Below are 12,601 nucleotides of genomic sequence, written 5' to 3' on the forward strand. Positions count from 1 at the left end.
ACCGATTCTAGGAAGCGGCACCGCGCTTCTTGATGCTTTCTTGATGCCGCCCGCCGCGATCTTGTCGGCGGTTTGACGGCCTGATTTCCAGAATTCCTCCCATCAAAAGGAGGTGTCATGGACATCGTTTTTCTGGGTCTGGGCGCGGCTCTCGCGCTCGTGACCGGGTTCGCGGCCTGGGGCTGCGACAAGCTGGCGAGGAGGAAGCCATGAGCGGTTTCGAACTCGCCGCCGCCATCCTCGTCGTCGGTCTGGTGGGCTATCTGTTCTGGGCGCTGCTGTTTCCGGAGGACCTGTCATGAGTGCCTCGGCCTGGATGCAGCTGGTCGCCTTCCTTGTCGTACTGCTCGTGCTGGCCTGGCCGCTGGCGCGCTGGATACACGCCGTCATGGAAGGCCGCGTCGGCTGGCTGAACCGCATCGAACGCGGCCTGCTGAAGCTGGCCGGCGTCAACAGCGACGCCGAGCAGGGCTGGCTGCGCTACGCCCTGGGCCTGTTGGTCTTCAATGCGCTGGGCGTCGTTGCCGTCTATGCATTGCAGCGCCTGCAGCACCTGCTGCCGTTGAACCCGCAGGGCTTGGCAGCCGTCTCGCCGGACTCGGCCTTCAACACCGCCATCAGCTTCGTCACCAACACCAACTGGCAGGGCTATGGCGGTGAGACGACGATGAGCTATCTGACCCAGATGCTGGCGCTGACGGTGCAGAACTTCCTGTCCGCCGCCACCGGCATCGCCGTTGTCATGGCCCTGCTGCGCGGCTTTGCGCGCCACTCGGGCCATGCCATCGGCAATGTCTGGGCCGACCTGACCCGCGCCACGCTGTGGGTGCTGCTGCCGCTGTCCCTGGTCTTCGCGCTGGCACTGGCCGGCATGGGCGTGGTGCAGACCTTCAAGCCCTATCAGGACGTGACGACGGTCGAGGCGCAGAGCTGGCAGGAGGCCAAGCTCGACGCGGCCGGCCAGCCGCTCATGGGCGCCGACGGCCAGCCCCTCATGGAGGACAAGACCGGCCAAAGCCAGAGCATTGCGCTCGGCCCGGTGGCGTCCCAGCTCGCCATCAAGATGCTGGGCACCAATGGCGGCGGCTTCTTCAACGCCAATTCGGCCCATCCTTTCGAGAACCCGACGGCAGCGACCAATGCGCTGCAGATGCTGTCCATCTTCCTGATCCCGGCGGCGCTGTGCTTCGTGCTGGGCCGCCAGGTGGGCGACATGCGCCAGGGCTGGGCCCTCCTGGGCGCGATGACGGCCATCTTCGTCGTTGCCGTCGTTGTCACGACCGCCGCCGAGCAGGCGGGCAACCCTCGCTTCGCCGCCCTGGGCGTGGACGCCGCCGGCGGCAATATGGAAGGCAAGGAGGTGCGCTTCGGCATCGAGGCCTCCTCGCTGTTCGCCGTCATCACGACGGCCGCCAGCTGCGGCGCCGTCAATGCCATGCACGACAGCTTCACGCCGCTGGGCGGGGCCGTGCCCCTGGTGCTGATCCAGCTCGGCGAGGTCGTGTTCGGCGGCGTCGGCTCGGGCCTCTACGGCATGCTGGTGTTTGCCATCCTGGCCGTCTTCGTCGCCGGCCTGATGATCGGCCGCACGCCCGAATACCTCGGCAAGAAGATCGAGGCGCATGAGATGAAGATGGTGTCGCTGGCCATCCTGCTGACGCCCCTGGCCGTGCTCATCGGCACGGCCGCCAGCGTCATGCTGGAACCGGGCAGGGCGGGTATTGCGGCGCCGGGCGCGCATGGCTTCAGCGAGGTGCTGTACGCCCTTTCGTCCGCCGGCAACAACAACGGCAGCGCCTTTGCCGGCCTGTCGGCCAACTCACCCTTCTACAACCTGCTGTTGGGCCTGGTGATGTGGGTGGGCCGCTTCGGCGTCATCGTGCCGGTGCTGGCCATGGCCGGGTCGCTGGCGGCCAAGAAGCGCCTGGCCCCGGGCGAAGGCACCCTGCCGACGCATGGCCCCCTCTTCATCGTGCTGCTGATCGGCGCCGTGCTGCTGGTCGGTCTTCTGAACTATGTGCCGGCGCTGGCCCTGGGCCCCGTCGTCGAGCACCTGATCCTTTGGAGCCAATCATGAGCCGCCGCGGCTTTTCCCTGCTCGACCCGGCGCTGACCCGCGCGGCCCTGGTCGACGCCTTCCGCAAGCTGGACCCGCGCACGCAGTTGCGCAACCCGGTGATGTTCGTCGTCTACCTGGGCAGCCTGCTGACGACGGCCTTGTCGGTCGCCGAGCCGAACGGCTTCGTCATCGCCGTGACGGTGTGGCTGTGGTTCACCGTGCTGTTCGCCAACTTCGCGGAGGCCCTGGCCGAGGGGCGCAGCAAGGCCCAGGCGGCCTCGCTGCGCGGCCTGAAGAAGGAGACCTGGGCCAAGGTCGTCGACGAATGGAAGCCCGGTGCGAACCGCGACGGTCTCAAGTGGCATCCGCGCGAGGCTGGCACCGTGCGCAAGGGCGAGGTGGTGCTCGTCGAGGCCAACGACGTCGTGCCGGCCGACGCCGAGGTCATCGACGGCGTCGCCTCGGTGGACGAGAGCGCCATCACCGGCGAGTCGGCCCCCGTCATCCGCGAAAGCGGCGGTGACTTCTCGGCGCTGACCGGCGGCACCCGCGTGCTGTCCGACTGGGTCATCGCCCGCGTCGCCGTCAACCCGGGAGAGACCTTTGTCGACCGCATGATCGCCATGGTCGAGGGCGCCCAGCGCAAGCGCACGCCCAACGAGATCGCGCTGACCATCCTGCTGGTCGCGTTGACCCTGGTCTTCCTGGGCGTCTGCGCCACGCTGCTGCCGTTCTCGCAGTTCAGCGTGGCGGTGGCTGGCGCGGGCACGCCGGTCAGCCTGGTGGTGCTGGTCGCGCTGCTGGTCTGCCTGATTCCGACCACCATCGCCGGCCTGTTGTCGGCCGTCGGCGTGGCGGGCATGAGCCGCATGCTGCAGGCCAACGTCATCGCCACCTCGGGCCGCGCCGTGGAGGCCGCCGGCGACGTGGATGTGCTGCTGCTGGACAAGACCGGCACCATCACCCTGGGCAACCGCCAGGCAGATGCCTTCTGGCCGCTGGCCGGTACGTCCGAGGTCCAATTGGCCGACGCGGCCCGCCTGGCCTCGCTGGCCGACGAGACGCCCGAAGGCCGCAGCATCGTGGCCCTGTCCGATCGCAAGTTCGGTGCGGCAACCGCAGCCGGTGAGCGCGGCGAGTTTGTGCCCTTCACGGCCCAGACGCGCATGAGCGGCGTGGACCTCGGCGAGCGCCAGATCCGCAAGGGTGCCGGCAGCGCCATTCGCGCCCACGTCGAGGCCCAAGGCGGCCGCTGGCCCGCCGGCGTGCAGGCCAGCGTCGACGAAGCGGCCCGGCGCGGCAGCACGCCGCTGGTGGTGGCCGATGGCGTCCAGGTGCTGGGCGTCGTCGAGTTGAAGGACATCGTCAAGCCCGGCATCAAGGAGCGCTTCGCCCAGATGCGCCGCATGGGCATCAAGACCGTCATGGTCACCGGCGACAACCGGCTGACGGCCGCGGCCATCGCGGCCGAGGCCGGCGTGGATGACTTCCTCGCCGAAGCCACGCCCGAGGCCAAGCTGGCCCTGATCCGTGAGCACCAGGCCCAGGGTCGGCTGGTCGCCATGACGGGCGACGGCACCAACGACGCCCCGGCCCTGGCCCAGGCCGACGTGGCCGTGGCCATGAACACCGGCACCCAGGCGGCGAAAGAGGCCGGCAACATGGTCGACCTCGACAGCAATCCGACCAAGCTCATCGAGGTCGTCGAGACCGGCAAGCAGATGCTGATGACGCGTGGATCTCTCACGACGTTCTCGATCGCCAACGACCTGGCCAAGTATTTCGCCGTGCTGCCAGCCGCCTTCGTGTCGACCTATCCACAGCTGGCGGCCCTGAATGTGATGCGGCTGCAAAGCCCCAACTCGGCCATCCAGTCCGCCGTCATCTTCAACGCGCTGATCATCGTCGTGCTGATCCCGCTGGCGCTGAAGGGCGTGCGCTACCGCGCCATCGGCGCTGCGGCCCTGCTGCGCCGCAACCTGCTGGTCTACGGCCTGGGCGGCGTCATCGTGCCCTTCATCGGCATCAAGGCCATCGACCTGATCCTGGTCGCCTTCGGCCTGGCCTGAACCTCTTCCTCAAGTTCATGAAAACTCTGTCTGTCTCCCTTCTCGCGCTGGGTCTGGCTCTGCCCGCGTTTGCCGACGAGCTGTCCTTCAACGCCGGCGCGGTCAGCGACTACCGCTACCGCGGCATCTCCCAGACCCGCCTCAAGCCTGCCCTGCAGGGCGGCATCGACTACGCCGCGCCGAGCGGCTTCTATGTCGGCAGCTGGGCCTCGACCCTTCAATGGATCAAGGACGCCGGCGGCAACTCTGACGTCGAGATCGACGTCTATGGCGGCTACAAGGCCGAGCTGACACCAGGGCTCATCCTGGACTTCGGCTTGCTGCAATACGCCTACCCGAGCAACCGGCTCAGCCCCAGCGCCAACACGCTGGAGGCCTATGGCGCTGCGACCTGGGGCCCGGTCACGGCCAAGTACTCGCACAGCACGACCAACCTCTTCGGCTTTGCCGACAGCAGGAACTCAGGCTATCTCGACCTGACGGCCAGCTTCGACTTGGGCGGCGGCCTCAGCCTGGCGCCCCATGTCGGCCACCAGACCGTCAAGCGCAATGCCGGCGCGTCCTACACCGACTACTCGCTGACCCTGGCCAGGGACTTCTCCGGCCTGGTACTCAGTGGCGCCGTCGTCGGCACCGATGCCAAGGGCTATCTCGCCCCCAATGGCAAGGACCTCGGCAAGACCAGCCTTGTCCTCGGCCTGAAGAAGAGCTTTTAAGGAGTCACCATGAAAGACCCCATCCTCCGCCCGGCGCTGACCCTCTTCGTCGTGCTCAGCCTTGTCACCGGCCTGGCCTACCCGCTGGTCGTGACCGGCGTCGCGCAGACGCTGTTCCCGCACGCCGCCAACGGCAGCTTGATCATGGAGAACGGCAAGCCGGTGGGCTCCGAGCTGATCGGCCAGGGCTTCACCGACCCCGGCCATTTCTGGACCCGCCCCTCGGCCACGGCGCCCATGCCCTACAACGCGGCCAATTCGGCGGGCTCCAACCTGGCGCCGACGGCGCCGGCCCTGGTCGATGCCGTCAAGGCGCGCATCGAGGCTCTGCACACGGCCGATCCCGGCAACGCCGCACCGGTGCCGGTCGACCTCGTGACCGCCTCGGCCAGCGGGCTGGACCCTCACATCAGCCGCGCCGCGGCCGACTACCAGCTGGCTCGCGTCGCCCGCGTGCGCGGCCTGCCGGTCGAGCAGGTGAAGGCCCTGGTGGACCAGCACACCGAAGGCCGGGTGCTGGGCTTTCTCGGCGAGCCGCGCGTCAACGTGCTGGCCCTGAATCTGGCCCTGGAGCATGCGACGATGACAAGAAAGTGACCTGGAGCCCGACGCCATGCTGATCAACAGTGCCGTGTACGACGATGGACGCATGGTGGCCGAGCCGGGCCTGGACGGCGTGTCCGAGGCGCTGGGGGCGCGCCAGACCGGCTTTGTGTGGATCGCCCTGCGCGACCCCACCGATGACGAACTGCACCGCCTGCAGCATGAACTCAACCTGCCGGCCCTGGCCGTGGAAGACGCCCGCAAGGGCCACCAGCGCCCCAAGGTCGAGGAATACGCCGACATGCTGTTCGCCGCCATGCATCTGCTCGAAAACGGGCCGGACGGCGAGCTCAAGGTCGGCGAGGTGCATGTCTTCGTCGGTGCGCGCTTCATCGTGTCGGTGCGGCATCGCAGCGACCAGGGTTTCCTGGGCGTGCGCGGGCGCGCCGAGCGCGAGCCCGACCTGCTGCGCCAGGGGCCGGGCTTCGTCTTCTACGCGCTGATGGACGCCGTCGTCGACCGCTACTTCCCGCTGATGGACGCCATTGAGGCCGAGCTGGAGCAACTGGAGGAGACCATGTTCCAGCCCCACCAGGATCGCCAGGCGGTGGTGCAGCGCCTGTTCGGCTTGAAGCAGCGCCTGGCCACGCTGCGCCATGCCGTCACGCCGCTGCTGGAGGTGTCGTCCAAGCTGCACGGAGGCCGCGTGCCCGTCGTCTGCAAGGCCTTGCAGGACTATTTCCGCGACGTCTACGACCATCTGCTGCGCATCCAGGCCAGCATCGACGCCGCCCGCGAAACCATCATTGCGGCGACCCAGGTCAACCTGACCCTGGTCACCATCGACGAGTCCCTGGTCACCAAGCGCCTGGCCGCCTGGGCCGCCATCTTTGCGGCGTCCACGGCCCTGGCTGGCATCTGGGGCATGAACTTCGAGAAGATGCCGGAGCTGAAATGGGAGTTCGGCTACCCGATGGCCCTGGGTGCCATCGTGCTGGTCAGCAGCGCGTTGTACTGGCGCTTCAAGCGCCTGAAGTGGCTGTGACGGACAGCCGCCCCGATCCCGATGCGTTGCTGGCCAAGGTCCAGCGCGACGAAGCCGCCGCCCGGCGCGGCCGGCTGAAGATCTTCTTCGGCGCCAATGCCGGTGTCGGCAAGACCTTCGCCATGCTGGCCTCCGCGCATGCGGCGCAAAAGCAGGGCAGGGCGGTGCGCGTCGGTGTCGTGGAAACCCATGGGCGGGCCGATACGGAAGCCATTGCGCGTGACCTGCAGCGCCTGGCGCTGAAGGACGTGGCTCACCGCGGCCAGACCCTGCGCGAGTTCGACCTCGACGCGGCCCTGGCCTGGAGCGCGGCCGAGCCCGGTGGCGTGCTGCTGCTGGACGAACTGGCCCACAGCAATGCGCCCGGCTCGCGCCATGCCAAGCGCTGGCAGGATGCCCAGGAGCTGCGCGAGGCCGGCGTGGAGGTCTGGACGACGCTGAATGTGCAGCATCTCGAGAGCCTCAACGATGTCGTCGGCGGCATCACCGGCATCCGTGTCTGGGAGACCCTGCCCGACCAGGTCTTCGATGCGGCCGACGAGGTCGTCGTCGTCGACCTGCCGCCGGACGAGCTGTTGCAGCGGCTGAAGGAGGGCAAGGTCTATCTGCCGCAGCAGGCGGAGCGTGCGGCCAAAAACTTCTTCCGCAAGGGCAATCTGCTGGCCCTGCGTGAGCTGGCCCTGCGCCGCACGGCCGACCGTGTCGACGACCAGATGCAGGCCTACCGGCGCGAGCACAGCGCAGCCGTGATCTGGCCCAACCGCGAGTCGCTGCTGGCCTGCGTCGGCCCCGGTGCGGCCAGCGACAAGGTGGTGCGCAGCGCGGCCCGCCTGGCCAAGGCGCTGGGCTTGGACTGGCATGCCGTGCATGTGGAGACGGCGCGGGCGCTGAGCGAGGCGGCGCACCAGCGCGTGCAGCGCACGCTGGAACTGGCTCAATCCCTGGGCGCGCGTACGGCCGTGCTGTCCGCCCCCGAAGTGGGCGCAGCCCTGGTCGGCTATGCCCGCGAGCACAACCTGTCGCGGCTGGTTGTCGGCCGCCGCGAGCGGGCCTGGCGCTGGCCCGGCCGGCCTTCGCTGGCCGAGGCGCTGAACCGGCTGGCGGATGACATGGACGTGCTGCAGGTGGCCCTGCCGACGACCGCGCGCACGCCCGCGGCGCCGGTGTTGCAGGCTCGCGGGCTGCTGGCGCCGCACGCGCTGCGCGGCTATGCGGCCGCCCTGCTCGGCGTCGGGCTGACGACGTTTGTCGCCCATGCGCTGCTGCATTTCATCGCGCCGACGAATATCGCGATGCTCTATCTGCTCAATGTCGTCGGCGTTGCGCTGCGCTTCGGCCGCGCGCCGGCGGCCTTGACGGCGCTGCTGGGTGTGGCCGCCTTCGACTTCGTCTTTGTCGAGCCGCGCTGGTCCTTCGCGGTGGGAGACGCGCAATACCTGGTCACTTTCGCTGTGCTTCTTCTGGTCGGCCTGGTCATTGGCCAGCTTGCAGCGGGCTTGCAGGCGCAGGCCCGCGCGGCCCAGGAGCGCGAGCGCCGCGTGCGCGGCCTGTATGCGATGTCGCGCGACCTCGGCGCCGCCCTGGTGCCGGAGCAGGTGGCCGAGATCGCCACGCGCTTCCTGCGTGCCGAGTTCGGCACGGCCTCGGCCGTGCTGGCGCCGCCGCTGGCCGCATCGCCGGGGCGCGAGGTGCTGGCCGTGCTGCCTGTACCCGGTTCATCGAGCGTACAGCCCGATCTCGGCGTTGCCCAATGGGCCTTTGACCACGGCCAGGCCGCAGGGCAGGGTACCGACACCCTGCCGGCCAGCCCTTGCCTGATGCTGCCCTTGACGGCACCGATGCGATTGCGTGGCGTGCTGGCGGTGGAGGGCAGGCGGCAGCGCTGGTCGCCCGAGGAGCGCGAGCTGCTGGACACCTGCGCGGCCTTGCTGGCCATCTCGCTGGAGCGCATCCACTACATCGAGGTGGCCCAGCAGAGCACTTTGCAGATCGAATCGGAGCGGCTGCGCAATTCACTGCTGACGGCCATCTCCCACGACCTGCGCACGCCGCTGGCCGCCCTGGTGGGCCTGGCGGATGCGCTCAAGCTCACGCGCCTGGAAGCGCCGCAGACGGAAGTGGCCGACGCGATGCGCCGCTCGGCCCTGCGCATGAGTGCCCTGGTCGCCAATCTGCTCGACATGGCGCGGCTGCAGTCCGGCGCCGTGCAGCTGAACCGCCAATGGCTGCCGCTGCAGGAGGTGGTCGGCAGCGCCCTGGCCAGCCTGGACGAGGCGCTGGCCGGTCGTGACGTGAAGGTCGAGCTGCCGGCCGAGCTGCCCCTGGTCGAGCTGGATGCGGTGCTGATCGAGCGCGTGCTCGTCAATCTGCTGGAGAACGCGACGAAGTACTCGGCGGGCGCCATCCGCATCGGCGCGCGCGCGGTCGGTCATCAGCTGGAGATCGATGTGGCCGACCATGGCCCCGGCTTCCCGGCCGGCCGCGAGGCCCAGCTCTTCGACAAGTTCGAGCGTGGCGACCGCGAGAGCGCGACGCCGGGCGTCGGCCTGGGCCTGGCCATCTGCAAGGCCATCGTCGAGGCGCATGGAGGGCGCATCAGCGCCCACAATGTCGCGACCGGTGGCGCTTGCATCCGGATAGAACTCCCGCTTGGTCACCCTCCCGCATGACGTCTATCAACACGGCCACAGAGGCACAGAGACACAGAGGAATGAAGCTTCTTTTCGGCTGGTTCTCCGTGCCTCTGTGCCTCTGTGGCTGTGTTCAATGGGGCCAGATTTGAGCGCCGCCCGCGTGTTGATGATCGAGGACGAGCCGGAGATCCGGCGTTTCGTGCGCATGGCGCTGGAGAGCGAGGGCATCGAGGTCTTCGAGGCGGCGACGCTGCAGCGCGGCCTCATCGACTCGGCGACGCGCCGGCCCGAGCTGGTCGTGCTGGACCTGGGTCTGCCCGACGGCGATGGCCTGGACTTCATCCGCGAGTTCCGCGGCTGGTCGCAGGCGCCCATCCTGGTGCTGTCGGCCCGCGAGGGCGAGGAGCGCAAGGTGCAGGCCCTGGATGCCGGTGCCGACGACTACCTCGTCAAGCCTTTCGGTGTGGCAGAACTGCTGGCCCGGGCGCGTGTGCAACTGCGAAGGCATGGCGGTGGCGGCAGCGACGCCGACCCGGTGCTGCGCTTCGGCGACATCGCCATGGACCGCGCCCTGCGCACCGTCACCAAGGCCGGCGCGGAGCTGCACCTGACGCCCATCGAATACCGGCTGTTGCAGGAGCTGGCCACGGCCCCCGGCCGCGTGCTGACCCATCAGCACCTGCTCAAGGCCGTCTGGGGCCCGGGCCATGCCGAGGACGTGCACTATGTGCGCGTGCACATGGCCAATCTGCGCAAGAAGCTCGAGGCCGACCCCAACCGGCCGCAATGGCTGGTGACCGAAGCCGGGGTTGGCTACCGCCTGAAGGCCTGAGGCCGCCTGTAGGTAATTTGCCTACAGCAAGTCCCTGGATCCACGCGCAAGGGCGTCAGGCGTCCCCGGCTCGCCGCTGCACCGCCAGTTTCCGAAGATAACGGTCATCAATCGTTGACTTCAACACCAAGGGAGCGGTGGCCATGTCATTCTGGAAAAACCTGTCGGTCAAGACCAAGCTGATCGGGGCCTTCGGCCTGCTGATCCTGATGATCGTCGCGGTGTCCGCGGCGGCCTTGCTGTCCATCAAGGCCGACGGCGACCAGTTCACCGGCTATGTGCAGGGCGTGGAAGCCCGGGCCGAGGCCGCCAACCAGGTGCGCCTGGCGGTTGACCGCCGTGCCATTGCAGCGCGCAATCTGGTGCTGGTGACCAAGGCGGAAGACAGTGCGCTCGAGAAGGCCGCCGTGCTGGCGGCCGTGGCGGATGTCGGCAAGTCGCTGGAGGCGCTGCAGACCCTGTCGCACGAACCCGGGGTGCCGGCCGAGGCGCGCAACCGCGTCGACGAGATCACCGGCATCGAGGTGCGCTATTCCCGTGTCGCCGAGGCCATCGTCGGCCTGGTGCTGGCGGGCGACCGCGAGGCTGCCATCGGCCGCATGAACGAGCAATGCCGTCCGCTGCTGGCGGCCCTCGTCAAGGCCACCGATGACTACATCCACTACACCGCCCAGACCTCTGCAAGCCTGATCGCGGAGAACGACAAGGTGCATGCCCAGCGCATGGTGGTGCTGTCGACCGGCTGTGTGCTGGTGGTCGTGCTGGCCCTCATCGCCGCCTTCGCCATCACCCGTTCCATCGTCGCGCCGCTGAACCAGGCCGTCACGCTGATCAACGACGTGGCCGAAGGCAATCTGGACACCGAGGTCCGCGTCGAGACCCGCGACGAGTTCGGCAACCTGCTGCAGGCCATCGCCTCCATGCAGGGCGGCCTGCGCACCCTGGTTTCCTCCGTGCGGCAAGGCGCGGACAGCCTGTCGCTGGCCAGCGCCGAGATCGCTCAGGGCAATCACAGCCTGTCGTCGCGCACCGAAACCCAGGCCAGCGCGTTGCAGCAGACTGCATCGTCGATGGAGCAGCTGAGCGCCACCGTGCGCCAGAACGCCGACAACGCCGTCCAGGCTAACCAGTTGGCCCAGGCCGCCAGTGCCGTGGCCCAGCAGGGCGGCGACGTCGTCGAGCAGGCCGTGGACACGATGCGCGGCATCAGCGAATCCAGCAAGCGCATTGCCGACATCACGTCGGTCATTGATGGCATCGCTTTCCAGACCAACATCCTGGCGCTGAACGCGGCTGTCGAGGCCGCCCGCGCGGGCGAGCAGGGCCGTGGCTTCGCCGTCGTGGCCAGCGAGGTGCGGGCCCTGGCCCAACGCAGCGCCGAAGCGGCCAAGGAGATCAAGGTGCTGATCGCCGACAGCGCGGTGCGCGTCGAATCCGGCGCCGAACAAGTCAGCCGGGCCGGCAGCACGATGAAGGAAGTCGTCGCCAGCATCGGTCGCGTCACGGCCATCATGGGCGAGATCCGGACCGCCAGCGCCGAGCAGAGCGAGGGCGTGGGCCAGGTCGGCGGCGCAGTGTCCAGCATGGACCGCACCACACAGCAGAACGCCGCCCTCGTCGAAGAAATGGCCGCCGCCGCCAGCAGCCTGAAGAGTCAGGCCCTGGACCTGGTGCGTGCAGTCGGCATGTTCAAGTTGTCCCATTGATCCTCGGTGGCGGCCGGCCGGTCGCCTTTGCCCGACTGGCCCGTAGCCGGTCGGGCTTTTTGCTGTCCGGCGCAGGCACACTGTCGCGATGCAATCCGAAGACCTGCTCAAGCTCGTGAAGACCGAGATGCCCTTTGGCAAGCACCAGGGCACCTTGATCGCCGACCTGCAGAGCAACTACCTGGCCTGGTTTGCCCGCGAAGGCTTTCCCAAGGGCGAGATCGGTCGGCTGCTGGCGCTGATGCACGAGATGGACATCAATGGCCTGCGCGAGCTGCTGAGGCCGCTGCGGGGGCAGGGGAGATGAAGCGGCTGCTGGCGTTGGTGCTCGTTCTGGCCGGCGCGACCGCGATGGCGCAGGGCCGCTATACCGTCGTCCGCGTCGATACGGCCACCCAGAAGCTCGCTCTCTACTGGCAGGACGAGCAGGGGCAGCCGCTGCGCCGGCTGGACCGGCTGGCGGCCTGGCTCAAGGGCCGGGGCCAGACGCTGAGCTTCGGCATGAATGCCGGCATGTATCACGCCGACGCCAGCCCCGTCGGCTTGCTGGTCATTGATGGCCGTGAGCTTGCCCCCCTCAATCTGGATGCGGGCCAGGGCAATTTCTTCCTCAAGCCCAACGGTGTCTTCCTCATCGATGCCAAGGGCCCGCGCGTCGTCGACGCGGTGGACTATGCGGCCTCCCACGAGGGCGTGCGCCTGGCCACGCAGTCCGGCCCGCTGCTGTTGAAGAACGGCGACATCCACCCGGCCTTCAACCCCAATTCGGCTTCGCGCTATATCCGCAACGGCGTCTGCGCCCTCGGCACCCAGGCGATCTTCGTCATCAGCGACCAGCCCGTCACCCTGCACGAGTTCGCCAGCCATTTCCGCGACGAGCTGCATTGCCGCGATGCCCTCTACTTCGACGGCGCCATCTCCAGCCTCTATTCGCCCAGCCTCGGCCGCAACGACCAGCTCAAGGACCTCGGGCCCCTGATCGGCGTGGTGGAGTGAGT

11 protein-coding genes are annotated in these 12,601 nt (G+C 68.4%); all 11 read left to right on the forward strand.

Translation table 11 applies throughout. From position 1 onward, the window contains the following. Positions 1 to 209 precede the first annotated feature (209 nt). Positions 210 to 302 (forward strand): K(+)-transporting ATPase subunit F, encoded by a 93-nt coding sequence (gene kdpF, locus ACS5PN_RS00970; RefSeq protein ID WP_082532572.1) that lies wholly within the window; start codon positions 210 to 212, stop codon positions 300 to 302. Then, positions 299 to 2,077 carry a potassium-transporting ATPase subunit KdpA gene (gene kdpA, locus ACS5PN_RS00975; protein ID WP_439462077.1) on the forward strand — a complete coding sequence of 593 codons (1,779 nt, stop codon included), beginning with the start codon at positions 299 to 301 and terminating at the stop codon, positions 2,075 to 2,077. Before kdpF ends, kdpA begins: the two co-directional genes overlap by 4 nt. Then, positions 2,074 to 4,128, forward strand: coding sequence for a potassium-transporting ATPase subunit KdpB (gene kdpB, locus ACS5PN_RS00980; protein ID WP_439462078.1), 2,055 nt, complete (start codon positions 2,074 to 2,076; stop codon positions 4,126 to 4,128). Before kdpA ends, kdpB begins: the two co-directional genes overlap by 4 nt. A gap of 17 nt (positions 4,129 to 4,145) precedes the next feature. Continuing rightward, the gene (locus ACS5PN_RS00985; protein ID WP_439462079.1) at positions 4,146 to 4,844 is read left to right on the forward strand and encodes a TorF family putative porin; all 699 of its coding nucleotides are present in this window, start codon (positions 4,146 to 4,148) and stop codon (positions 4,842 to 4,844) included. A 9-nt stretch (positions 4,845 to 4,853) separates the two neighbouring features. Further along, positions 4,854 to 5,441 (forward strand): potassium-transporting ATPase subunit KdpC, encoded by a 588-nt coding sequence (kdpC, locus tag ACS5PN_RS00990; protein ID WP_439462080.1) that lies wholly within the window; start codon positions 4,854 to 4,856, stop codon positions 5,439 to 5,441. Between the two features lie 16 nt (positions 5,442 to 5,457). Continuing rightward, the gene (locus ACS5PN_RS00995; protein ID WP_439462081.1) at positions 5,458 to 6,432 is read left to right on the forward strand and encodes a magnesium and cobalt transport protein CorA; all 975 of its coding nucleotides are present in this window, start codon (positions 5,458 to 5,460) and stop codon (positions 6,430 to 6,432) included. After that, positions 6,423 to 9,101 (forward strand): DUF4118 domain-containing protein, encoded by a 2,679-nt coding sequence (locus ACS5PN_RS01000; protein ID WP_439462082.1) that lies wholly within the window; start codon positions 6,423 to 6,425, stop codon positions 9,099 to 9,101. Before ACS5PN_RS00995 ends, ACS5PN_RS01000 begins: the two co-directional genes overlap by 10 nt. Positions 9,102 to 9,231: 130 nt before the next feature. After that, complete coding sequence (locus tag ACS5PN_RS01005; protein WP_439463677.1) at positions 9,232 to 9,897, forward strand: response regulator; 666 nt, start codon at positions 9,232 to 9,234, stop codon at positions 9,895 to 9,897. A 143-nt stretch (positions 9,898 to 10,040) separates the two neighbouring features. Next, positions 10,041 to 11,603 (forward strand): methyl-accepting chemotaxis protein, encoded by a 1,563-nt coding sequence (locus tag ACS5PN_RS01010; RefSeq protein WP_439462083.1) that lies wholly within the window; start codon positions 10,041 to 10,043, stop codon positions 11,601 to 11,603. 88 nt (positions 11,604 to 11,691) lie between these two features. Next, on the forward strand, positions 11,692 to 11,910 hold the full coding sequence (locus tag ACS5PN_RS01015) for a DUF3820 family protein (RefSeq protein ID WP_439462084.1): 219 nt from the start codon (positions 11,692 to 11,694) through the stop codon (positions 11,908 to 11,910). Next, positions 11,907 to 12,599, forward strand: a complete 693-nt coding sequence (locus ACS5PN_RS01020) for a phosphodiester glycosidase family protein (RefSeq protein ID WP_439462085.1) — start codon at positions 11,907 to 11,909, stop codon at positions 12,597 to 12,599. The genes ACS5PN_RS01015 and ACS5PN_RS01020 overlap by 4 nt, the downstream gene beginning before the upstream one ends. Positions 12,600 to 12,601 lie beyond the last annotated feature (2 nt).

Source organism: Roseateles sp. NT4 (genome assembly GCF_051857475.1).
In the GTDB taxonomy this organism is placed as follows: domain Bacteria; phylum Pseudomonadota; class Gammaproteobacteria; order Burkholderiales; family Burkholderiaceae_C; genus Pelomonas.